The organism is Algibacter miyuki (assembly GCF_030409805.1).
In the GTDB taxonomy this organism is placed as follows: Bacteria; Bacteroidota; Bacteroidia; order Flavobacteriales; family Flavobacteriaceae; genus Algibacter; species Algibacter miyuki.
The window spans coordinates 855704-880683 of sequence record NZ_JAUFQP010000007.1 but is presented as its reverse complement, the minus strand read 5'-3'; the positions used below and the strand labels follow the sequence as shown (position 1 = coordinate 880683).

Here is a 24980-nt window from a genome sequence, read left to right as displayed (position 1 = left end):
TTGTGTTGTTGCACCTATGCAACACAAAAAAGCGACTGCCGAAAGCCCGACCCTTGTGGTAACGCCCTAATTTAAAAAGGACTTCATTTTATTCTAAATAACCTTATTCCCGCCTTATTTTATAACGATGCGTTTTATGGTTTCTTTGTGATTGGCCTGAATTTTAACTAAATACAGGCCTGTGTTTAGATGATTGATTTTTATGTTGTTTTGATTTTTTGTTTTTAAAACGGATTGCCCTAAGGTGTTGAAAATTTCTACGGCATCGATTTGTATTTCGGAAGCTATATTGATGGTGCTGCTTGTAGGGTTTGGATACAATTGTACGGCATTTAAGGCTTCGGACGTGTTTACGCTTAATCCGATGTCTTCAATTTCTATGCTGAAACTGGTGTAGCTTAAATTTTGGGCGAGGCTTTCGGTACGGAATACGCGCAATAGATATTCGGTGTTTTCGGATAAATTATCGAAAACTACGGAACCTTCTCCGCATTGTATTTCGCTAGAATCGCAGCTGGTGTAAAGCTGAAATTTATTCCAACTCAGACTGCCGTCTATGGTTACGTTTCCGTTGGATGGCATGGTAAATTTATACCAAACATCGGCATAATCTTCCGCTTCGGTATCGGCACAGCCTACCTCATTAGAAATTTCAGCTCCTGCCAATTGAAAATTAACGGTATTCGGTTCGTTGGAAACCGATATGGTTTCGGCTGTTGCGCAAATGTCGTTATCGACTACCGGGAAAGCTTGTATGGTGAAGCTTTTGTAGCTTGAGCTGTTTAGATATGCTTTGGTACGAGATACGCGCAGGGTGTAACTGTTACCCGCCGTAAGACCTTCGACTAACATATTTGATACGTCGCAGGAAATTTCAGTGCCTTCGCAGGTATTGTAAAGTGCAAATTTATTCCAATTCAACGAACCATTTATGTATACGTTTCCGGTTACAGGCATGGTAAAGGTGTACCAAATATTGCCATAATCGTTTTCGTTATCATCGGCACAATTATATTGACCTGACGTGGTTGCTCCACCTATTTCAAAGGGTACGGTTGTACTTTCGGTAGTTACGGTTAGGGTTTCGGCGGTTGCACAGGTATCGTTTGTAGCATCTTCAAAAGCTTGTATGGTAAAACTTTTGTAGCTATCGTTTGTTAGATATGTTTTTGAACGCGACAAGCGCAATTTATAGCTTGTGCCCGCGGTGAGGTTTTGCGCCAGCATACTAGAGTTGTCGCATTCTAATTGTGTTCCATTACAAGCATCAAAAAGCGCAAATTGGTTCCAAACAATAGTACCATTTACGTACAAGTTGCCAGAAACGGGCATGGTAAAATTGTACCAAAGGTCGCCATATTGTGCTTCGGTATCGCTATCGCAACCTACACGATTAACAACGGTTAATCCGCCAGTATCGAACGCTACGGTTGCGCTTTCTGTAGTTACATTTATATTTCCTGCAGTTTCGCAAGACTGGTTAACAGGTGCCTCATAGGCTTGTATTGTAAAACTACTATAATTTGCATTTATAGCTACATTTTTTGCACGATATAGGCGTAATTTATACTCGGTTCCTGCACTGAGGTTTTCAATGAGTACTCGTGATTCGCCGCAAAATAGTTGTGCGCCGCCGCAAACATCATACAATTCATACTTATTCCAACTAATTGTACCATCTATATATATGTTTCCAGAAACGGGCATGGTAAAACTATACCAAATATCGGCATACTCATTTATATCTCCCGAACAATTTGGTGTATTTTCGATGTTGGCACCACCAACATTAAATGCTACGGTAGATTTTTCTGTGGTTAAGACAAGGGGTTCGGCTGTAGCACAGGTGTCGTTGGCTACCTCTTCATGGGCTTGCACAGTAAAACTCTCATAAATACCATTGTATGCTACATCTTCAGAACGATACAAAAGTAATTTATAGGCCGTGCCAGCAACTAGGTTTTCGACTAACATATAGGTTTCATCACATGCTATTCGAGTGCCATCGCAAGCATCAAATAATGCGAATTTGTTCCAACTGGTTGCTCCGTTTAATATAAGATTACCATTTACTGGCATGGTAAAATTGTACCACATTGTGGCATAATCTCCTGCGACATCTGAGCAATTTTCCACACTTGTAATAGAGGAGCTACCTGGTTTAAAGTTTACCGTTTGCATGGTTGTGGTTACATCAAGATAATCCTCTGTATCGCAAGTATCATTACTAGCTTCTTGAAATGCTTGAATACTGAAATTTTGATATACTGAATTTGAAGCATAATTTGAAGTTCTATACACCCGTAAAACGAAAGTAGCATTAGCTGCAAGATCTTGGGCTAAAAGACTGGAGTTTCCGCACATAATTTCGGTGCCATTACAGGCATCGTAAAGGGTGAAATTATTCCAACTTACATCTCCATCTATAAATAAATTCCCGGTAACGGGCATTGTAAAACTATACCAAAGATCGGCATAGTCTTGAGCATCGGTTCCTGCACAGCCTACTTCGCTAGCTATATTTGCAGAATTAATATCGAAATTAATGTTTAATTTCGTTTCTGAAATAGTTAAAGTTTCGGCCGTTGCACAGGTATCATTTGTTGCTTGAGAAAAGCACAAAGATACAGTTAGCATGGCGAGAAGTAACATGTAATTTTTTTTCATAATTTTTGGATTAACAATTTGATTGATTATATAAATAGCTTTGAGTGAGGAAGTTATTGAAATTTTAAATAATCACAATTAGAATACGACGAAATGCATCTTTTTCGTTTAAAAAGAAATTCTTACAATAATGATTTTAAAGACGCCTTAAAACATCATGAGCAAACCCGCTTTAAAACGCACATAGATTTTAACGCTATTTTCATTACACAATCACTTCCCCATAGACTTCTAATAGGAAAACTAGTCATTATTGAAAAGTACTTCGCAAAAGCACACTACAACATCTTTTATAGAGTTACCACTTAAATAACAAAAGAAAGAGTACCATTTGAGAAAAGGCACTATTATTAACACAACCAAAAATTTAACTTATCAATTAGGACGTTACAACAAACCAACAGCTTTTAGTAAGCACCAAAAGCATTAAGATATAAAAATTGATTATTGAAATCTTTTTTACTAGCAAACCTCTGTCAATTTCAACCAATAGACGCCAATAAAAAATCACGACAAAGCCTGAAAACAATCTAAAATAACGTACTCGCCTTTATAATAGAATTCCCAATACGCTTATAAGTCACTTTGCTGCCATTTGCACAAAACCGGTAAACAGCTCTTGTTTTTTGTTCAGAAAAAGAAATTAACAACACATCGGCCACCGTACAATTTTTATCTTTGGCAACCTTCTTTTTTACATATTCCATAGTAGAACGTCCACGCTTTAATTGCGCCTGAATTTTACTATCTAACTTAGGTTCTACATAATCAGCCTCAAGATTACAGGCGTTTTCATCTGTAGATTTTGGTAATTCTTGAGCCGCTGCATAAGCCACCGAATCTTCCCCGTTAATATATTCCCAAGTATAATCCGCCTTTAATAACACACGCCGTCCGTCTTCCGTTTTAATAATTTCACCTTTTTGAGCGAAAATAACAGCAGTAACAAAAAACAACAAAACAGATAAGACACCTTTCATAATAAATAGATATTGGAATTATAATATTTCAAAAATACAGCTTTCAAACGATAAGACAGAAACAATAACATCGATTTAAAAAAACCGCTAATTTTTATATTATTTTGGGCGTTACCCAAAAAGGGTCGGGCTTTCCGCTAAAAGTTTTGGCTCGATGCTCGCCTCGCCAAAAGCTACCGCTGCAATCCCTAACGCAAAAAAGTCCGCCAACAACATGCACAACACGTTATCAACAGACTTTCGCTATTAATCAGCTTATCTAATAAAAAGGAATTACTTAACCAACTTCCCTTTTTCTTTAGCCAATTCGTTTCGTTCAATTTTATGTTTTGGGCGTGTCCATTTTGGTTTTTCTCCCAAAGATTCAAATTCAGAATCGTTTGCCTCTACCGTTTGCGGTTGCACTTTTTTGGTAAAAGGTTTTTGCGGATTCAAGCCTAATAATTCAAACATTTTCAGGTCTTCATTAACATCAGGGTTTGGTGTGGTTAATAATTTATCGCCAGCAAAAATAGAATTCGCCCCAGCAAAAAAGCACATCGCTTGTCCTTCTCTACTCATTTGCGTTCTACCTGCACTTAAACGCACCTGGGTTTCTGGCATAACAATTCTCGTGGTTGCTACCATTCTTATCATTTCCCAAATAGAAACCGGTTTCTCATCTTCAAGCGGCGTGCCTTCAACAGCAACAAGTGCATTAATTGGAGTAGATTCTGGTTGCGGATTTAATGTGGAAAGCGCAACAAGCATACCTGCCCGATCTTCAATATTTTCGCCCATACCAATAATACCACCGCTACAAACAGTAACATTGGTTTTGCGCACATTATCAATAGTATCCAATCGATCTTGATAACCACGCGTAGAAATGACTTCTTTATAATATTCTTCCGAAGCATCTAAATTATGATTATACGCATACAAACCAGCTTCAGCTAGGCGCTGTGCTTGATTTTCAGTAATCATACCTAAAGTACAACAAACCTCCATATCGAGTTTATTAATGGTACGCACCATTTCTAAAACGGTATCAAACTCTTCACCATCTTTTACATTGCGCCATGCCGCTCCCATACAAACCCGAGAACTTCCGCTGGCCTTAGCACGCAAAGCTTGTGCTTTAACTTGTGGCACAGACATTAAATCGTTGCCTTTAACATTGGTATGATATCGTGCTGCTTGTGGACAATAGCCACAATCTTCACTACAGCCTCCTGTTTTAATAGAAAGCAAAGTTGATACTTGCACCACATTAGGATCATGATTTACACGATGTACTGTTGCAGCCTCGTAAAGCAACTCCATTAATGGCTTATTATAAATCTCTAGAATATCTTCCTTAGTCCAATTATGTTTTGTATCACTCATAAGTTCTATTACAGAAAATATTTAATTAATTTAAGCTATATCGCAAACCAAATAACACATTACTCGGTGGCATAGGCACAAAACCAGCTTCAATATAATCGGCATTAAAAATATTACTTGCCGTAAGAGTAAACTCGAACTGTTTTACATTCACAATTAACGAGGCATCCCAAACATTATAACTATCGCCTGTGGTACGCTCTGCATGTTTGTAAATAATATTCTGACTTACATTTTTAAATAACTGTGTACTTAAACGTGTTGAAAAATGGTGTTTTAATGTATTTAATGAGTAACGCGATAATTCTTTATTCTGATTTAAAATATCATCTTCTAAAAAATTATACCCCACTGCTAGTGTTTGATTAAAGCTATTTAGTTTGAAATTATAAGCCGCATCAACTTCAAAACCTTTGGTATTAACCTCTGCAATATTTGTTGCTGTATAAATGGCTTCCGTAGTGTTTGGACGAATAAAATCAATTAAATTTTGCGCATCTCTATTATAAACCGCAACTGAACCTGTAAACCTTGGCGAAAAATATTTAATTCCAATTTCTTGAGCAAAAGCTTCTTCAACCTCTAAATCTGGGTTTCCAGCTGTACTTGAGTCATTATAAAACAAATCGGTATAGGTTGGTGTTCTATATGTATAACCAATATTTGCGTAAGCTTTCACCGCGTCGCTTATTTTATAGCCAACATCTAAACCAGGAAAAGCATAAAAATCGAAATCTGAAAAATAAGTCACCGCAACACCAGGCGTAATATCCAATTTATCATTAAACACCTTGAATTTGTGTTCTAGAAAAAGTGTGGTCATAAATCTATTTCGGTCTCCTAGATTATTACTTTTAAGGTAAACCTTAGAAATATCGACACCAAAACCAGTAACACCTACTACAGATTCGTAAGACGCATTAACCTCCGCACCCATTTTATTAGTAATATGTAAGTTTCTGTAAACAGTTGGATCATCTCTTAAGTAAACATATTCATCTTGATTACGTTTCCAATACACCCGTGGCTTAATTGTTAGGTTTTCTGTTTTAAACTGTGTAGAAAATCCTATTAAGCTATTTTGTGTTTCTTCATATTGCTCTGTAGCACTTTCTCTAGCATAAAAACCGTTTGCACCAAACTTACGTTCTTGGAAAGTCGCAATCATTTCAATAGCTTTTTTCTTCTTATTGAATACACTTTTCAGAAAATAGTTGCTATTATCATAATCGGTATTGTGACGATAACCAGCTGAAGTCATTTTATCCACATGCACAATATGCGATGAATTTTCTAAATCTGTGCCCACAGTAACACCACCGTTTAACTGACCAAACGAACCGGTTTCTAATTTAACCGACACCGTATTGTCTATTTTATTTTTAGTTACAATATTAATTGCACCATTAAAAGCATTTTGTCCAAACACGCGTGCAGCAGGCCCCTTAATAATTTCAATACGCTCAATAACTTCTATAGGTAATGCGGCATTCAGGGTATGATGCCCTGTTTGTGCATCGTCCATTTTAATACCATCGATAAGTAAAAGGGTTTGATCGAAACTACCACCTCTGATATATAAATCGGCTTGACTTCCAGAAGTTCCTCGTCTTCTAATATCAACACCAGCCACTTGTTGCAGCAAATCTGCTATATTATTGGCAGCACTATTTTTAATAGCTTCCGAAGAAATAATATTTATAGTTCTTGAGTTTTCCTTAAACGGAAGGTTTATTCTTGTCGACGCTATGACTATAGTATCTAAATCTTGTTTTTGCTGTTCTTTTTGCGCATGCGACATAAATGCACATAAAATAAAAGTAGTTAAAGCGAATGTAGTCTTCATAAAATGTTTTGTTTATAACGGTGCAAAATTCGTAACTTTCCGGACGAGTTAAGTAGTCCAGTTTTAAAACAATGAATAGTCCGGTTAACAATTTACTAAAACAGTTAATAGATTTTGAAAAAAATACGGCGCAACCCGTTTATATTCAAATTGCTCAGCAACTTATAAATGCCATCCAACGTGGCTATTTATCTATAGGCACTGCATTACCAGGGAGCCGTGTTTTAAGTCAGACCTTAAAAATTCATAGAAATACCGTTGTCGCGGTTTACGATGAGTTAGCTTCTCAGGGTTGGGTGGAAATCATCCCGAATAAAGGCACATTTGTTTTGGTTCCAGAGCAAACCACAGCAAGCATTAAGGCCACAGCTCACCAAATAGACCAAGTGTATCAATATCCAAAAACCACTGGTTTTCCTTTTCAACCTTCGTTTAATCTCGCCTCTACTTTACAAACAACAAAAGCTAAATACAGCATAAACGATGGTAACCCAGATTTAACGCTGCATCCGGTTCACGAATTTTCTAGATGGTATAGTGCCGCTATGAAACGGAAATCATTAATTTCAAAATGGAACCAAACCTCAGCAGTATCCTATTCAAAATTTGAAACCCAACTCTGCAATTACCTAAACGCAACGAGAGGATTTCATATAAAACCAAACAACCTTATAAGCACGCGAAGTACAGAAATGAGCTTGTATATTGTTTCTCAGCTTTTAATAAAACCTAAAGACGTGGTTTTGGTTGGGCACTTAAGCAACTACGCCTCAAACATGATTTTTCAACAAGCTGGTGCCGATATAAAAACAATTCCAGTAGACGAAAACGGTTTAGACGTCGATTACATAAAAACCCATTTTATAAAAGGTAGCATACGTTTTATATACATCTGCGCGCATAGACATTACCCAACCACAGTAACACTTAGTGCCGAACGTCGATTGAAATTATTAGAACTAGCAAAAACCTACAAATTTGCCATTATTGAAGATGATTACGATTACGATTTTCAGTATAACGGTTCTGCCATGTTACCTATGGCTAGTGCGGACGCCCATGGCGTAGTCGTTTATTTAGGAAAGTTGGGACAATCACTATTCCCTAGTTTTCAAACGGGTTTTGTAGTGGCTCCTGAAAGTTTAATTTCTGAAGCAAAAAACTATTTGCAATTACTAGACAAGCAAGGCGACATGATACAGGAGCAAATACTTGCCGAATTAATTCATGAAGGTGAAATATACCGACTCCTTAAAAAAAACATTATAACTTATAAGGAAAGGCGCGATTGTTTATGCGAACACTTAACAACTTATTTTAAAAATATTGTTACTTGGGAAAAACCGTCGGGTGGCTTAGCGATATGGTTGCGATTCAATAATAAAATTTCATTAGTAAAATTAGCTGAAGCATCAGAAAAACTAAACTTATTTCTTCCAAAAACAATACTTTATCAAGACAAAGATACTTGCGCTATCCGTTTTGGTTTTGGACAGCTCAACGAAGAAGAATTAGAAACTGCTATTAAAACTTTAAAAACCGCTTATGACATGGTAGTACCAACATCTGGCACAACATAAATAGGAGCAACTTCTTCTACATCGAATTCCGTTTTACAAGCTTCGCACCTATATCTATGCTTGGTATAAATTGGTAAAGCAGAAGTAAGGATATTTGTTACAAAAGCAAATACAAAGGCAAAAAACGCCTTAATATCTTTTATTGTAGAATACATTTCAATTTTCTCACTTTTACAATTCGGGCATTTTATAGCATTACCTTCGTTATCTAAAGAGAATTTATTTATCGATTTTAAAATATGTTCGGCTTCTTCAGCTTGATAGGATAACACTTTCAGTTTTACGCCACCAATAGCATTACTCACAAAAGGATCGGTATCTATCGTTAGATTATCAAATAAAAAAACCTGAATACCATCGGCTTCCAAACGCCCCTTTATAATTTGTGCTTCGGCAGAATACTGAAATCTCGCTATGGTTTTAAAAGTATCGTTCATATTAATAATTTATTCATGTTAAAAAAAGGCTTAAACCCTAATAACATGTAATATACAACTTAAAAAGAAATCCCTCACTTTTTATTTTTCACAATTATACCGACAGCAATAAACCTCCTTTTTGAAAAAATCATATATTGTGTCTGATAAGAAATTATCGTACACCAACCACCATCAAACATCTAAAAACAATGAGTTTTAAAAATTACATCATAATCGTTTTTGCAATATTAGGATTACAACACGTTGTAAATGCCCAAGAAAATGATGAACTATTTACCATATATTTAGTTAGGCATGCAGAAAAAGAACTATCACCTGATAACCGAAAAAACCCTTCGCTTTCTCCATGTGGTGTACAAAGAGCCGAGAGTCTAAGCGACTTTCTTGAAGACGTACCGCTCGATGCCATATACAGCACAGATTATACACGAACAAAAAGCACGGCTCAACCAACTTCCATAGCAAAACAAATAGAAGTTAACATATATAATCCGTCTAAACTTAAAGATTTCGCAAAGTCATTATTAGAAAGTAACGAGGACGCCTTAGTGGTAGGACACAGCAATACCACAGCAGCATTAGCTGGTTTATTAATAGGAGAAAAATTAGAAACCATTAATGAGAAGACCTATAATCGCGTTTACCAGGTAGTTATTCATAAAGATTCTGGACGACTTCATATATTACGCACAGCTTTTACTTGTAATCACTAAAAACCTTTGCGTTAATCATCCTGAAAGTTCAATATCTCTATTTTTTATTTGGAAGAAATCCAGACCTCAAGAACAGGTGTTTTAGAACTTTTTTTAAAGTTTCATTTTATGTTTTTACAAGGAATAAATAAACACCATAACTCCTGTAAACAGAGGCTTATTCAAAAAATAAATTTTGGCATCAACAAGTAAAAAACACTCTAAATTTAATGATAAAAACCAAAATCCAGACGTTTTTAAGCATCTGGATTTTTCTTTCTAATATTTTTATAGATTTTGAAACCTAGCATCAGTAAAACTCCTAGAACAAAAATTCCGATAACACCCCAAACCCAATCGATAGCACTTTTTAAAACCACTAAAAACACCACTGCAAACAAAATAAAAGTAGCGCCTTCGTTCCAAATACGCATAAAACTGGACGTTTTTTTCACCACATCATTTTGTAATTGCTTAAAATATTGATGCGTTTTTAAATGATAAATAATCAACAAAAACACGAAAACCAATTTCACATGCATCCATGGTTGTTTTAACCACTCAGGTTGTAAAATTAAAAGCCAAACAGCAAAAAATATCGCTAATATCGCCGATGGCCAAGTGATGATAAACCACAAACGCTTAGCCATAAGTTTCAATTGTTTCCCTAAAATTTCTTTATCAGGCGATGGTTTATAAAACGCCTCAATTTGATATACAAAAAGCCTCGGGATATAAAACAATCCTGCAAACCATGTAATTACAAAAATGAGATGAAACGATTTGATGTAATGGTAATACTCCATGTTTTAATTGGTTTCCACCGGGCTTTCAGCCCAAGTATTTATCCACTTAGAAAGCAGCTCAACAAATTCGTCATCATCATTTAAACAAGGTACGGTTGTATAATTTTCGCCCCCCATTTCATGAAAAATTTCTTGACCTTCCATTGCTATTTCCTCAAGAGTTTCTAGACAATCGCTCACAAATGCAGGCGTAATAATAGCCATGTTTTTCACTCCATTTTTACCTAAACGTTCGATAGTTCTGTCTGTATAAGGCAATAACCATGGATCGAAACCTAAACGTGACTGAAATGATGTGGAAAACTCACCTTCAGTAAATTGTAGTTTTTCGCCCACCAATCGCGTTACTTCCATACATTGATGACGGTAACAAAACTCGTGTGCTTTACTTGGCGTGCTACAACAACTTTTATCGATTTTACAATGCGATTTAGTGATATCACTTTTACGAATATGCCTTTCAGGAACACCGTGATATGAAAACAAAACATGATCGTATTTTTTTCCTTCCAAATGTTTTTTAATTGAATTTGAAAGTACTTCTATATAATCGGGTTTGTTATAAAACGCTGGTACCGATTCTATTTTCAAACTTGGAAAAAATTCCTTCCGTAGTTCTTCTGCTAAAACCGTTATCGTTTCCGTAGTTGCCATAGCAAATTGTGGATATAACGGAAACAACAAAACTTCGGTAACGCCTTTATCTACTAATTCTTGCAAACCTTTTTTAATAGTCATACTACCATAACGCATAGCAAGTGCCACAGGGTATTCTACTTCATTTTGAATTTTCTTTTGAAGTCTTTCAGACAACACAATTAGAGGAGACCCTTCATCCCACCAAATTTTTTGATAAGCTGCCGCCGATGCTTTGGGACGTGTTTTTAAAATAATCCCTTTAACCAACGCCGTTCGCGCCAAAAACGGAATATCAATAACACGCTCGTCCATTAAAAATTCACCTAAATATTTTTTTACGTCTTTTGGTGATGGACTCTCGGGAGAGCCTAAATTGACGAGTAAAATTCCTTTTTTCATGTTATATTTTTATTTTACTTGTCTAAACAGTATAAAATACCGCCAAGTAAATGTTGTCTAAATTCTGGGTTTGCATATGATTCTTCGGTGTGTCCCATTCCGGTGTAAAACATTTTTCCGCCATCGAATTCTTGGCACCAAGCTATAGGGTGAAAATCTTTGTTTTTACCACCTTCATAACTACTTTCATCTAAAGTTAAAAGCACATGAATATCGCTGCTAATATCTTTAAAATTATACCATTCATCATAATGACTCCATGGGCTTGGTAAATGTTTTGTAGCTTGATGTTTACTATCATTTACTACCATAGATGCTTGTTGCTGTTTTGGATGATTTATAAAATAAGCACCAACTAATTTCCCGTACCATTCCCATTCAAATTCAGTATCGGTAGCCGCGTGAACTCCTAAAAAGCTACCACCATTATTAATATATTTTTTAAACGCTTGTTCTTCTTCAGAATTTAAAATATCTCCTGTGGTATTCAGAAAAATGATTAAATCGTAGCGCTTCAATTTCTTATCTAAAAACACTTTAGAGTCTTCGCTATGCGTCACTTTAAACTTATTTTCTAAACCCAAAGCTTGAATTGCTTTTACTCCGGTTTCAATAGATTTATGGCGAAATCCTTCTGTTTTTGAAAACACCAATACGCGGTCGGCGGCATGACTTGTTAATGAGAAGAAGGCGATTAATACGATTAAAATTGATTTCATTTTGTTTTTGGTTTATTTGTTAGTTGTTGTTGATATAATTTTGGTCGTGTTTCGGTATAATCGCAATCTTGAAAAATCCCACAAGACGTTGTAGGTCGTGCTAACGATTTTGTACTTACATTTTTTGCTAGCGCTTCAATTTCTGGGCTTAAATATTTCATATATTTTTTAATTTATCACAAAAACATATCATAGGTTTCGTTTTTGCTTTGATTATGATGTTAACGACATCACATATTTTTTAGGCGTGGTACCATATTTCTTTTTAAATGCTGAAATAAAATGACTGGATGTACTGTAACCTACTTTTAAACCAACTTCGTTCACGTTATCATTACCGGCTTCCAATAATTTTCGTGCCACTTCCATTTTATAGTCAAATAAAAAACTAAAAACCGAATCGCCATAAATTTGTTTAAAACCTTCTTTTAATTTTTTAATATTCAATCCAATTTCATCGGCCAACTCTTGTAAACTTGGAGGCTCTGCCATTCTTGAAATTATAATATCTTTTGCTTTTCGCAACTTAATTACGTTCGTTTCATCCACTAAAAACGGACACTGTTCTACATTCGCATCTTCGCTTCGGTTAAAGTACAAACTTAAAAGCTCGTAAGCCTTACCTTTAAAATAAAGATTCTTAATAGAATTATTCAGATTGTAATTTATAAGCTGATTTAAAACAATGGCCATCGATGGCGAAATAACACCATCTTTATAATATTTTTTATCTTTATTATCACCACTTAAAAAGGTGATATAACCCGCTTCTTGCGAAAATAAGCCGTGAAATTTTTTAATTGAAATTAAAATAGAAACCATCCACGAATTCGGATCAATTTTTAAATTTATTGGTAAATCACGCTGTGGATTATAGAGTAACAATGAGTTTTCTTCTAGAATATTTAACGTGTAACGCCCTTCGTTAAAAACAAACTGACTACCACCTTTAACACAAAAATGAAACTGAATAAAATCACTATGTATATCTTTTACAATGTTTTGCGATTCAATATCATCGTTTTTATACATTAAAACCAAAAATCCTTCTTCCACCTCCGTTTCTAAAAATGAACTTTTAGCGGTGTTTTTACTCGTACTTTTAGCGGTATTTTCCATTATCTTATTTAGATTCGTTCTAGATTCTATTGATAAAACCCATTACTTTCAGTGCAAAAATATGATATTTATTACATATTCAGAAAAAACACCGCTAAAAAACCACAAACGATACTAAAAGTTCTTTGAGCGTTATTTTTTAGAGGACTATAGATATACTTTTGCTTCACATTTTTAGTTAAGTATGCAAAAGTATAACATTTCGAAAAGTAAATACTTCTACGCCATTGGGTTGAGTTACAAAAAAGCCGATGCCGACATGCGAGGTCGTTTTAGTTTAAGTGAAGAAGGTAAATTAGCCCTTTTAAACCAAGCTAAAACCAACGCTATAGAAAGCTTAGTTGTTACATCTACTTGTAACAGAACCGAAATTTACGGATTTGCAGAACACCCATTTCAACTTATCCAACTGCTTTGTGACAACACAAACGGCACCATAGAAGATTTTCAAAAGGTAGCTTACGTTTATAAAAACAACGAAGCCATTTCCCACATGTTCCGTGTAGGTTCTGGATTAGACAGCCAAATTCTAGGCGATTTCGAAATTATAAGTCAATTAAAAATTAGCGCAAAACTATCTAGAAAACACGGTTTATTAAATCCGTTTTCAGAGCGTTTAATAAATGCCGTAATTCAGGCCAGCAAACGTATTAAGAATGAAACCGAAATCTCATCGGGTGCCACATCGGTATCTTTTGCATCGGTACAATACATTTTTAATGCTGTTGAAGATATTACCAATAAAAACATTTTACTCTTCGGAACAGGAAAAATAGGTAGAAATACTTGTGAAAACCTGGTAAAACATACTAAAAACGAACACATCACACTTATAAATAGAACTAAAACGAAGGCCGAACAAGTAGCCGGAAAGTTCAATTTAGTAGTTAAAGATTATTCGAATTTACAAGAAGAAATAAGCGAATCGGATATTTTAATTGTGGCTACTGGTGCACAACGCCCAACGATTGACAAACACATTATTCAATCGAATAAACCGCTTTTAATTTTAGACTTATCGATTCCTAAAAATGTTGATGAAAATGTTGAAGAACTAGAGCATGTTAAACTGGTACATTTAGATCATTTATCACAAATAACCGACCAAACATTAGAAGCTCGAAAATTACATATCCCTTCCGCGGAAGCGATTATAGAAGAAGTAAAAGCAGAATTTAACAGTTGGTTAGAAACTAGAAAATTCGCACCAACCATTAAAGCTTTAAAACATAAACTGAACGATTTTGCTGTGGCAGAATTAGATACACAACGTAAAAAACTGTCAGACTTTAACGAGTCGCAAGCTGCATTAATCAGCAATAATATCATTCAGAAAATAACCAATCATTTTGCGCATCATTTAAAAGATGATGACGTTTCTACAGACGATAGTCTTGAACTTATTAAAAAAGTGTTCCAACTAGAACCTTCTACAAAAAATGTCTAAAATTATAAGAATTGGCACGCGCGATAGTGAATTAGCACTATGGCAAGCCAAAATAGTACAAAGTCAACTTGAACATTTAGGTCATAAAAGCGAACTCGTTCCTGTAAAATCTACAGGCGATTTAGTTTTAGACAAACCGCTTTATGAGTTAGGTATTACTGGTGTTTTTACACGAACATTAGATATTGCCATGCTTAACAACGATATTGATATTGCTGTGCACTCCTTAAAAGACGTGCCAACACTCTTACCGAAAGGTATTGTACAAGCCGCCGTTATAAAACGTGGTAATGTAAAGGATACTTTAGTATTTAAAGATAATGAAGAATTTTTAGGATCTAAGGATGCCGTAATTGCAACCGGTAGTTTACGCCGCCGTGCTCAATGGCTTAACCGTTTTCCAACACATACCATCACCGAAATAAGAGGTAACGTAAATTCCCGTTTACAAAAGCTTGAAGATAGCGATTGGAATGGTGCTATTTTTGCTGCTGCCGGTATTGGACGTATTGGAGTTAGACCAGAAGAAGCTATTAATTTAGACTGGATGGTACCTGCTCCAGCGCAAGGCGCTATTATGATTACAGCTTTGGAAGAAGATGAAGAAACGATAGCTATTTGTGCAGAATTAAACGACAAAGAAACTGAAATTTGCACCACGATTGAACGCGAGTTTTTAAATAAATTAGAAGGTGGCTGTTCGGCTCCTATTGGTGCTTTAGCCGTTATAAAAGACGAAGAAATAACCTTTACAGGTGTTTTATTAAGTCCTGATGGTACCAAACGCATTGATGTTTCTCGTGTTAAAAAACTTGGAGAGCACAATGATATTGCTCAGTATTGCGCCGATTTTGTTATTGAACGTGGTGGAAAACGTTTAATGGATAAAATTAAAAATTCCGATAGGAAAACTAATGTATATTCTACAAAAGCCTTAACGGAAGATCAACGTTTATTGTTTCACCAAAAGGTAGTTTCAGAAAGTACCGATGTGGTAAAAATAAACTTAAACCGTATTCACCCAAGATTCTTAAAAAACGAAATTCAGAATGTAATTATCACTAGCCAAAATACTGTAGAATCACTTACCACAAACTACTCGGCTATAGAATTACAGTTTAAAAATATTTATTGTGTAGGTCGTAGAACCAAACGTTTAGTTGAAAACCGTATTGGAAAAGTGACACACACCGAAAAGAACGCTAAAAAACTTGCTGAATATTTAGTAGAGTTTATGGAAGGTAGCGCAGTAACATATTTCTGTAGCGATATTAGATTAGATGCTTTACCAACTATTCTAGCTGAAAACAATATTGAAGTTACCGAAATTGAAGCTTATCAAACCAAATACGATGGCGTAAAAGTTACAGATACTGTTGAAGCAGTTATGTTTTACAGTCCATCTACTGTTGAAAGTTTCACTCAAAAAAACAATAAAGACCTTATTGCGTTTTGTATTGGTGAAACCACTGCAAATGAAGCTAAAAAGCATTTTAAAGATGTTCGGGTAGCCAAAGTGCCAACTGTAGAAAGTGTGATTGAATTAGTGAACGAGCACTACATTTAATATCAATACGCATTTATACCAAATTAAACCGGTATGATTTAAAATGTCTAGATTAAAAAAACAATCGCTACTTAATTACATTTATCGTTTTTTCGATATTATCGTATTATTTTTTATTGTTTTTGATTTAGGTTTCGATCATGCCGATAATTACACCTCGCCACACGTTTTTGGGCTAATTACATTATCGCTTTTATTACTGATTTTTAACACCGTTAAGCTTTTTGTTTACAAGTACCGCACCAACAAAAATGTGGCACTGGTTAACATTGTAATTATCTCACTTTTATTAGCTATTTCTACAGTGGTTGCTGTGGTGCATAACCATAACGACTACCACTATATATTACAAAAAGTAAAACCCATACTAGAATTAGGTCTTATTTTATATTTCCTATTGAGGCTTCTGGTTTTTGTACGTTACATTTACGAGGTTTATTTTAATCCCGCCATTGTATTTGTAGGTAGCTTTTTTATTTTAGCCATTTTAGGCGCTTTTTTACTCATGCTTCCTAGCGCAACTACTCATGGTATTACTTTCACAAACGCTCTATTTACAGCTACTAGTGCGTCATGTGTTACAGGTTTAGCCGTTTTAGATACGAGTCAGGATTTCACCATTATTGGGCAAACCATTATTTTAGTTTTAATTCAACTAGGTGGTTTAGGCATACTAACATTTACGTCCTTTTTTGCGTTTTTCTTTAGAGGAAGTTCTTCTTTTAAAGAAGGTTTAAACACTAAAGATTTTATTGCTCAAGAAGGCTTAAAAGATGTTTTTCGTGCAGCTTTAAACGTGGTTATTTTTACGGTTACTTTAGAACTTATTGGTGCGTTATTCATTTACTTTTCAGTACTCGATGATGTGGTTATAAAAGACAAACTCTTCTTTTCTGTGTTTCATTCTATTTCGGCATTTTGTAACGCCGGTTTCTCCATTTTACCTTCAGGTTTATTTGAAGAAAGCATCCGTTTCAACTATGGTTTTCAATGGATTATTATGCTACTCATTATTATTGGCGGTTTAGGACATAATATTATTTTCAACTTCTATCAAAAAATAAAGATATTAGTTTTAGAAACATTCACAAGTCATTCAATCCATAAACGCAGGCCTATAATAACACTAAATACTAAAATTGTAATTTACACCACCTCTATTTTACTTTTTGTAGGCTGGGTATTTTTTTTCATTTCAGAATACAACAACACCATGCTAGAGCATACCACTATAGTAGGTAAGCTCACCAATGCTGCGTTTAATTCGGTAAGCCCTAGAACAGCAGGTTTTAACGTTATAGATTACAGCCAAATGACGCTACCATCCTTATTATTCATCATATTTTTAATGTGGATAGGTGCTTCACCAGCATCAACCGGTGGTGGTATAAAAACCAGTACCTTTGCATTGGCAACACTAAATGTTTTTTCGGTGGCCCGAGGAAAAAGTCGTATTGAAATTTTCGGAAAACGTATTTCTGCTGAATCCACATCTAGAGCCTTTGCTATTTTATGCATTTCGCTTATTGTTATTGGTATTTCAATCATGGCTTTACTTATTTTTGAACCTAAAAACACACCCCTACTAACCGTAGTTTTCGAGTGTTTTTCAGCATATAGTACCGTAGGTTTAAGTTTGAATTTCACCCCAACTTTAACCGAAGCAAGTAAATACGTTATTATAGCCGTTATGTTTATTGGCCGTATTGGTATGCTCAATTTAATGATTGGTTTATTACGCCAAATAAATCATCAATTTTATGAGTATCCAAAAGAAAATATTTTAATTAACTAAAGCGTTTTACAAGTAATTTAATAATTAATACAGATGAAAATAATCGTTATCGGACTCGGAAACTTCGGAAATGCCTTAGCATTAAGCCTCACCGAAACAGGCAACGAAGTGATTGCTATAGACAAGCAAATGGATAAAATTAATTTGGTAAAAGACCAAGTTTCTCACGCCATCTGTATGGATTCTACCAACGAATTAGCCTATAACGCCGTACCTTTAAAAGATGCCGACAAAGTTGTTGTGGCCATTGGCGAAAATGAAGGCGCCGCTATAATTACCACCGCTATTGTAAAAAAACTATCCGATGTAAAAATAATTAGCCGTGCACTTTCACCTATTCACGATACCATTTTAGAAGCCATGGGCGTGCACAGTATTATTCATCCGGAGCAAGATTCGGCAAACCGATTAACCAAGCAAATTAATTTTAAATCTACTTTAGAAAACTATCAACTAGACGACAATTTCACCATTTCTGAAGTCAAAGCTAAACCCGATTTCTTCGGAAAAACATTAAAAGAACTCGATACCACTAATAAATTTCACCTGACCTTAATTACCATTATCCGTACTACGGAAAAACGTAATATTTTAGGAAAAAAAAGTATAATTAAAGCAAGTATTGGTCGTGTAAACTCTGAAACCTTGGTGCTCGAAAACGATATTTTAGTCGTTTATGGCAACAACAAAGACATAGAAAGTTACTGTGCCGGACAAGAAGAATACGACCTCAGAAACAAAAACATTTAATATGATAAAAAACGATCTATTTCTAAGAGCCTTAAAAGGCGAAACTGTAGAGCGCCCACCCGTTTGGATGATGCGCCAAGCCGGCCGATATTTACCAGAATTTATGGAAATTAAAGCCAAATACGATTTCTTTACACGCTGCCAAACACCGGAATTAGCCAGCGAAATCACCGTGCAACCCATCCGTCGTTTTGGTATGGATGCCGCCATTTTGTTTAGCGATATTTTAGTCATTCCACAAGCCATGAACATTGAAGTGCAAATGAAACCTAATTTCGGTCCCTATTTGCCAAACCCAATCCGTTCGCAAAAAGACGTCGATAACGTTATTGTTCCCGACGTTACCGTGGCTCTAGACTATGTTTACCAAGCCATAAAAGCCACCAAAGAAAAACTTAACGACGACATTCCGCTTATCGGTTTTGCAGGTTCACCATGGACTATCTTGTGCTATTGCGTACAAGGTCAAGGCTCTAAAAACTTCGATAAAGCCAAAGAATTTTGTTTTACAAATCCAGTTGCCGCTCATAATTTATTGCAAAAAATTACAGACACCACCATCGCTTACTTAAAAGAAAAAGTAAAAGCTGGTGTTAATGCTGTACAAGTTTTCGATTCTTGGGGAGGCATGCTTTCTCCAGTAGATTATCAAGAATTTTCTTGGCAATATATCCAACAAATCATCGACGCTCTTAAAGACGAAACTCCAGTCATCGCTTTCGGTAAAGGTTGTTGGTTCGCTCTAAACGAAATGGCCAATTCTGGTGCTGCAGCTTTGGGTGTAGATTGGACGTGCTCGGCTAGAAATGCTCGTTATTTAACCGGTGGAAACATCACCCTTCAAGGTAATTTCGACCCAACGCGCTTATTTTCGCCACCAGCAGAAATCAAGAAAATGGTACATCAAATGATTAACGAATTCGGCAAAGACAAATACATCGTTAACCTCGGGCACGGTATTCTACCAAACATCCCAATAGAAAATGCACGCGCATTTATCGATGCCGTTAAAGAGTATAAAGTTTAAGTTTTTTTTGGGCGTTACCTACTTTTTTAAGTAACTTTTTAGCTTTAACAGCTACTTATAGGCTGTAAAAAAGTAGGTCGCGCTTTTACTACTCGCTCCTTCCCGAAAAGGTCAGGGAGCTCAAACAGACCGTTCAATCGCTAACGCAAGAGTAACGCTATGATTAAAAATATAATTTCAGGAATTAAAGCCTACTTTGGGGCTTTCAGTTTAATATCAAAACTAAAACTCTGGAAATATTTTACTATTCCCATGCTTATAAGCGTGATAACCGCTGTCGTTATTTTCGGTTCAGCTTATGGGTTATCTGATAATATCGGGCATTTTATAGCCAAAATCTGGATTTGGGATTGGGGTAAAGACGCCTTTACAAGCATCAGTAATTTTATTGGCGGACTATTTATCATTGTCATCGGCCTAATTCTTTTTAAGCACATCATCATGGCATTATCAGCGCCATTCATGAGTCCGGTTTCCGAAAAAATTGAAGCCCATTTACTCAACAACCACAATAAAATACACCGAAACACCACATTCCAAGAACAACTTTGGCGCGGCATCCGCTTCAACCTTAGAAATCTTACTATGGAATTATTACTCACCATACCCATTTTAATTCTCGGGTTTATTCCTGTAATTGGAATTATTTCAAGCGTTTTATTATTTTTAACACAAGCCTATTACGCCGGTGCAGGAAATATGGATTACACCCTAGAACGCCACTTTAAATACAAAGAGAGCTTAATTTTTGTTAGACAGAACCGAGGGATTGCCATTGGTAACGGTATTGTTTTTATGCTCTTTTTATTAATTCCAATTATTGGTGTTATTTTAGTGCTGCCACTATCGGTAACTGCAGCAACCGTAAAAACGGTTCACGCTTTACCACTAAACAACAAACCAGATGCAGCTTAGTTTTAAAGATTACCATATCGAACCTATTAAAATTAGTGATGCTTGGCCTTTATGCAACTTTGCTGTAGCTAACGAAGATCGACTAAAACGCTATTTCCCAAAAACGCTACGTCAAAACTTAGCGCCAGGTTTATCTGGTTTTTTTGTTGAAAAAATGGTAAAATCCTTCAACCAAAAAGAAGCATTTTTATTCACCATAAAAGAAAAAGGATCTAACCAAATTGCGGGGTTAGTTTATATTAAAGACCTTGATTGGACTAAAAAACAAGGCGAATTTGCTTACTGCATCGGCTACCAATTTGAAGGACAAGGCGTCACCACAAACGCCATTAAAGTATTATCCGATTATGCTTTTGACAGCTTAGCATTAAAAACACTTCAAATTATTGTTCATAAAGACAATTTAGCTAGTGTTTCTGTTGCCAAAAACAACAATTTTATTTGGATAAAAACGTTAGAAAACGAACATACACCACCAGGTGAAGCCCCACTAGACATGGAACTTTACGAACTGTATCATGAAATTGAATAAGTAAAAAAAATGAAAAATAAGTTTTATAAATATATAGAAACCCTTCAAGATCAAATTACCTCAAAACTGGAAGCCGTAGATGGCAAAGCGCGTTTTCAAGAAGATATTTGGGAACGTCCAGAAGGTGGCGGCGGACGCACACGTGTGATTGAAAATGGAAATGTTTTTGAAAAAGGAGGTGTAAATATTTCTGGTGTACATGGCAAGTTACCAAAATCTATGCAAGACTATTTTAAAGTAGGCGATGTCGATTTTTTCGCCTGCGGATTAAGTTTAGTTTTACACCCAACAAATCCCATGGTGCCAACCGTTCACGCCAATTGGCGCTATTTTGAAATGTACGATAAAACAGGAGAAATAGTAGGAAGTTGGTTTGGTGGCGGACAAGATTTAACGCCATATTATCTATTTGAAGATGATGCTAAACATTTTCATCAAACGTGTAAAACCGCTTGCGATAAACATAATCCAGAATTTTATCCAAAATATAAAGCCCGTTGCGATGAATATTTCTACAATGCACATCGCAATGAAGGTCGCGGTTTAGGTGGTTTATTTTTCGATTACTGTAAAGCTACCGAAGACATGAGTATGGAAAACTGGTACAATTTTGTTACCGAAGTCGGTGATAGTTTCCTTGAAGCTTATGTACCCATTGTTGAAAAACGTAAAGATTTATCATATACTGAAGCTCAACGTAATTGGCAAGAAATTCGTCGTGGTCGTTACGTAGAATTCAATTTAGTACATGATAAAGGCACCCTTTTTGGACTAAAAACCAACGGACGTATAGAAAGTATTTTAATGAGTTTACCTCCACATGTGCAATGGGTTTACAACCACGAGCCAGAAGCAGGAAGCGAAGAAGAAAAGCTAATAGAAGTTTTACAAAAGCCGGTAGATTGGGTTTAATTTAGTCTAAATTCAGAAAAAACCATGAATTGCCACTGCGGAAATTTAAAAACCTATTCCGATTGCTGTGAAAAAGCACATAAAAATAAAGCTGAAGCCAAAACAGCCGAACAACTTATGCGTTCGCGCTACAGTGCTTTTGTGCTAGCAAACGGCGATTATTTGATGGAAAGTCACCACACATCTACGCGCCCAACAAAAGAAAAAAAATCTATTGTAAACTGGGCAAAATCGGTGCAATGGATAAAATTGGAAATCTTAGAAACTTCCGAAGGACAAGAAAACGACACTAAAGGCACTGTAACCTTTAACGCTTATTTTTTCGAAAATGGACAAGTAGAAGTCATCCACGAAAAATCAGCATTTATAAAAGAAAATAACCACTGGGCTTATTTAGGCCTAAGTAAATAAAACATATATTATGTACCCACTTAGAAGAAATAGAAGACTGAGAACTAATGAAGCTATCAGAAGTTTAGTTCGCGAAACCACAATAACACCAAACGATTTTTTAGTACCACTTTTTGTGGTTGAAGGCAAAGGTATCAAAGATGAAATTGCATCAATGCCTAATTACTTTCGCTACAGTTTAGACCTGCTAGAAGGTGAAATAAAAGAACTTTGGAGTCTAGGATTAAAATCGGTTTTACTTTTTGTAAAAGTACCAGATAACTTAAAAGACAATAAAGGTACTGAGGCTTTAAACCCAAACGGATTAATGCAACGTGCCATTAAAACCATAAAAAACGTTTGCCCGGATATGCTAGTGATGACGGATGTTGCGCTAGATCCTTATTCATCTTTTGGACATGATGGCATTGTACAAAATGGTATGATAATAAACGACGAGTCGGCTGCAGTATTATCGCAAATGGCTTTAACACACGCACAAGCAGGTGCCGATTTTGTAGCGCCTAGTGATATGAATGATGGCAGAACGTTACAAATTCGTCAATTATTAGAAAACGAAGGCTTTAAAAACACCGGAATTATGAGTTATTCAGCAAAATATGCATCGGCTTTTTATGGGCCTTTTCGTGATGCTTTAGATTCTGCCCCGGTTGATTTGGTTGATGTGCCAAAAGATAAAAAAACTTATCAAATGGATTGCGGAAATAGAATAGAAGCCATTCGCGAAACTTTAATGGATATCGACGAAGGTGCCGATATTGTTATGGTAAAACCAGGCTTATCTTACCTTGATATTTTACGCGACATAAAAAATGAAGTCGACGTTCCTATAGCTGTGTATCAAGTTTCTGGTGAATACGCTATGATTAAAGCTGCTGCCGAAAAAGGTTGGTTAAATCACGACCAAGTTATGATGGAAACCACCATAGCTTTTAAACGTGCGGGTGCCGATATTATCGCAAGTTACTTTGCCAAAGATGTTGTTAAATTGATTTCGTAAACCTTAAAAAATGAAGTTATATCTTGTTTAAAAGTCTATTATTTATTATTTCTGTTCTTTTCATATCGCCTTTAGTTTGGGCGCAATTAGAATATGATACGCCAGAATCAGTAGGATTAAATACCGATTTTATCCAAACAAAAGTAGATTCAATAATGCAATCGAGCATTAAAGAATACGCCTTTCCTGGCGCTCAACTTTTGGTGGCTAAAAATGGCAAAATCATTTTTCATAAGGCTTTTGGTTATCATACCTATGACAGCATTAATAAAGTTAATTTAAATGATATTTATGATTTAGCTTCGGTTACTAAAATAGTTGGTCCGCTCCCTGCTTTAATGAAACTTTACGAAGAAGGTAAGCTCGATTTAGACAAACCATTTAGTCATTACTGGAAACCTTGGAAACATAAAAAAGATAAGAAACACATAACACTTCGAGAGTTATTGGCGCATCAATCTGGCATGAAGCCCTACATTATTTTTTTAAACAGTGTTACAAAAAAAGGAAAGATTAAAAATCGATTTGTTAAAACGGAGACTAGCAAACGTTTTTCGAATAAAATGTACGACGGTATTTTTATTAAAAACCGTTTCAAAAATAAAGTATTCAGACAAATTAATCGATCTAAAGTCTCCAATGAAAAAGTTTATAACTACTCCGGGTTAGCATCATTAATTTATCCGGAGATTATTGAAAATTTAACTCAGCAATCGTATACTGAGTATCTTCAAAATGAATTTTATAAGCCTCTAGGCAGTGAAACATTAGGCTATCTTCCTTCGAACAAAAACTTTAAAAACAACATCGTTCCAACGGAATACGATTCAATATTTAGAAAAACCTTAGTTAAAGGCTGGGTTCATGATGAAAATGCGGGACTTTTAGGAGGTATTTCCGGAAATGCGGGCTTATTTGGTACCGCTTTAGATTTGGCAAAATACATGCAAATGCTGCTCCAAAAAGGACAATACAATAACAAGCAGTTTCTAAAGCCTGAAACGGTTGATACTTTTACGCAAATTCAATATCCAGAAAACAATAATCGTAGAGGTTTAGGCTTTGATAAACCCTTGCAAGGCAACGATACTTTAAGTTTGAAAGCGGCCTACCCAGCGCCAAGTGTTAGTCCACAAAGTTTTGGACACTCAGGTTTTACAGGCACTTTTATTTGGGCAGATCCCGTAAATGATATGATCTTTATTTTTCTATCAAATAGAGTATATCCAACTAGAGAAAATAGAAATATATACGACCATAATATTAGAATTCATTTACAACAAACCTTTTACGAAGCAACAAGAACAGAATAGCCCTATATTTCTTTTTATACAAAGTTAGTAGATTTAGGAAAGGTATTCAATGGATT

General features: G+C 35.6%; 23 protein-coding genes. 13 read left to right on the top strand and 10 right to left on the bottom strand.

Annotation, left to right across the window (positions count from 1 at the left end; all coding sequences use genetic code 11):
* Positions 1-114: 114 nt before the first annotated feature.
* The 4 genes from QWY92_RS06835 to QWY92_RS06820 form a co-directional block, all read right to left on the bottom strand.
* Positions 115-2667 (bottom strand): T9SS type A sorting domain-containing protein, encoded by a 2553-nt coding sequence (locus QWY92_RS06835; RefSeq protein ID WP_290269633.1) that lies wholly within the window; start codon positions 2665-2667, stop codon positions 115-117.
* A 530-nt stretch (positions 2668-3197) separates the two neighbouring features.
* On the bottom strand, positions 3198-3647 hold the full coding sequence (locus tag QWY92_RS06830; protein WP_290269632.1) for a DUF3157 family protein: 450 nt from the start codon (positions 3645-3647) through the stop codon (positions 3198-3200).
* Between the two features lie 273 nt (positions 3648-3920).
* Entirely contained in the window at positions 3921-5015 is a 1095-nt protein-coding gene (bioB, locus tag QWY92_RS06825) for a biotin synthase BioB (protein WP_290269630.1), read from the bottom strand.
* Positions 5016-5040: 25 nt separating this feature from the next.
* Positions 5041-6861 carry a TonB-dependent receptor plug domain-containing protein gene (locus QWY92_RS06820; protein WP_290269627.1) on the bottom strand — a complete coding sequence of 607 codons (1821 nt, stop codon included), beginning with the start codon at positions 6859-6861 and terminating at the stop codon, positions 5041-5043.
* Positions 6862-6932: 71 nt separating this feature from the next.
* Between QWY92_RS06820 and QWY92_RS06815 the strand changes: the two genes are divergently transcribed.
* Positions 6933-8441, top strand: a complete 1509-nt coding sequence (locus tag QWY92_RS06815; RefSeq protein WP_290269625.1) for an aminotransferase-like domain-containing protein — start codon at positions 6933-6935, stop codon at positions 8439-8441.
* On the opposite strand, the gene QWY92_RS06810 is transcribed toward QWY92_RS06815, so the two are convergent.
* Positions 8405-8878 carry a putative signal transducing protein gene (locus QWY92_RS06810; protein ID WP_290269623.1) on the bottom strand — a complete coding sequence of 158 codons (474 nt, stop codon included), beginning with the start codon at positions 8876-8878 and terminating at the stop codon, positions 8405-8407. The genes QWY92_RS06815 and QWY92_RS06810 overlap by 37 nt on opposite strands.
* 191 nt (positions 8879-9069) lie before the next feature.
* On the opposite strand from QWY92_RS06810, the gene QWY92_RS06805 reads away from it, so the two are divergent.
* Positions 9070-9594, top strand: a complete 525-nt coding sequence (locus tag QWY92_RS06805) for a SixA phosphatase family protein (RefSeq protein ID WP_290269620.1) — start codon at positions 9070-9072, stop codon at positions 9592-9594.
* Between the two features lie 236 nt (positions 9595-9830).
* On the opposite strand, the gene QWY92_RS06800 is transcribed toward QWY92_RS06805, so the two are convergent.
* The 5 genes from QWY92_RS06800 to QWY92_RS06780 are packed head-to-tail and all read right to left on the bottom strand — an operon-like array spanning position 9831 to position 13255.
* On the bottom strand, positions 9831-10379 hold the full coding sequence (locus QWY92_RS06800; RefSeq protein WP_290269618.1) for a CopD family protein: 549 nt from the start codon (positions 10377-10379) through the stop codon (positions 9831-9833).
* 3 nt (positions 10380-10382) lie between these two features.
* Complete coding sequence (gene hemH / locus QWY92_RS06795) at positions 10383-11417, bottom strand: ferrochelatase (RefSeq protein WP_290269617.1); 1035 nt, start codon at positions 11415-11417, stop codon at positions 10383-10385.
* A gap of 14 nt (positions 11418-11431) precedes the next feature.
* Positions 11432-12136, bottom strand: a complete 705-nt coding sequence (locus tag QWY92_RS06790) for a ThuA domain-containing protein (RefSeq protein ID WP_290269615.1) — start codon at positions 12134-12136, stop codon at positions 11432-11434.
* Positions 12133-12297 carry a hypothetical protein gene (locus QWY92_RS06785; RefSeq protein ID WP_290269613.1) on the bottom strand — a complete coding sequence of 55 codons (165 nt, stop codon included), beginning with the start codon at positions 12295-12297 and terminating at the stop codon, positions 12133-12135. The genes QWY92_RS06790 and QWY92_RS06785 overlap by 4 nt, the downstream gene beginning before the upstream one ends.
* 52 nt (positions 12298-12349) lie before the next feature.
* The gene (locus QWY92_RS06780) at positions 12350-13255 is read right to left on the bottom strand and encodes a helix-turn-helix transcriptional regulator (RefSeq protein WP_290269611.1); all 906 of its coding nucleotides are present in this window, start codon (positions 13253-13255) and stop codon (positions 12350-12352) included.
* Between the two features lie 184 nt (positions 13256-13439).
* Between QWY92_RS06780 and hemA the strand changes: the two genes are divergently transcribed.
* From hemA to QWY92_RS06725, 11 genes are all read left to right on the top strand, one after another.
* Positions 13440-14702 carry a glutamyl-tRNA reductase gene (gene hemA / locus QWY92_RS06775; protein WP_290269609.1) on the top strand — a complete coding sequence of 421 codons (1263 nt, stop codon included), beginning with the start codon at positions 13440-13442 and terminating at the stop codon, positions 14700-14702.
* A complete protein-coding gene (gene hemC / locus QWY92_RS06770; RefSeq protein ID WP_290269607.1) occupies positions 14695-16269 on the top strand; it encodes a hydroxymethylbilane synthase in 1575 nt (524 codons plus the stop codon). The genes hemA and hemC overlap by 8 nt, the downstream gene beginning before the upstream one ends.
* A 43-nt stretch (positions 16270-16312) precedes the next feature.
* A complete protein-coding gene (locus tag QWY92_RS06765) occupies positions 16313-18064 on the top strand; it encodes a TrkH family potassium uptake protein (protein WP_290269605.1) in 1752 nt (583 codons plus the stop codon).
* Positions 18065-18097: 33 nt separating this feature from the next.
* Positions 18098-18814, top strand: coding sequence for a potassium channel family protein (locus tag QWY92_RS06760; RefSeq protein ID WP_290269603.1), 717 nt, complete (start codon positions 18098-18100; stop codon positions 18812-18814).
* Position 18815: 1 nt separating this feature from the next.
* The gene (gene hemE, locus QWY92_RS06755; RefSeq protein WP_042504416.1) at positions 18816-19841 is read left to right on the top strand and encodes a uroporphyrinogen decarboxylase; all 1026 of its coding nucleotides are present in this window, start codon (positions 18816-18818) and stop codon (positions 19839-19841) included.
* A gap of 159 nt (positions 19842-20000) precedes the next feature.
* Positions 20001-20756: an EI24 domain-containing protein gene (locus tag QWY92_RS06750; RefSeq protein WP_290269598.1), complete on the top strand. Its 756-nt coding sequence runs from the start codon at positions 20001-20003 to the stop codon at positions 20754-20756.
* The gene (locus QWY92_RS06745; protein WP_290269595.1) at positions 20746-21288 is read left to right on the top strand and encodes a GNAT family N-acetyltransferase; all 543 of its coding nucleotides are present in this window, start codon (positions 20746-20748) and stop codon (positions 21286-21288) included. Before QWY92_RS06750 ends, QWY92_RS06745 begins: the two co-directional genes overlap by 11 nt.
* 9 nt (positions 21289-21297) lie before the next feature.
* Complete coding sequence (hemF, locus tag QWY92_RS06740) at positions 21298-22200, top strand: oxygen-dependent coproporphyrinogen oxidase (RefSeq protein WP_290269594.1); 903 nt, start codon at positions 21298-21300, stop codon at positions 22198-22200.
* Positions 22201-22224: 24 nt separating this feature from the next.
* Positions 22225-22611 (top strand): YchJ family protein, encoded by a 387-nt coding sequence (locus tag QWY92_RS06735; RefSeq protein WP_290269592.1) that lies wholly within the window; start codon positions 22225-22227, stop codon positions 22609-22611.
* Between the two features lie 10 nt (positions 22612-22621).
* Positions 22622-23611, top strand: coding sequence for a porphobilinogen synthase (gene hemB / locus QWY92_RS06730; RefSeq protein ID WP_290269590.1), 990 nt, complete (start codon positions 22622-22624; stop codon positions 23609-23611).
* Between the two features lie 23 nt (positions 23612-23634).
* Entirely contained in the window at positions 23635-24924 is a 1290-nt protein-coding gene (locus QWY92_RS06725; RefSeq protein WP_290269587.1) for a serine hydrolase domain-containing protein, read from the top strand.
* The last annotated feature ends 56 nt before the right edge of the window (positions 24925-24980 follow it).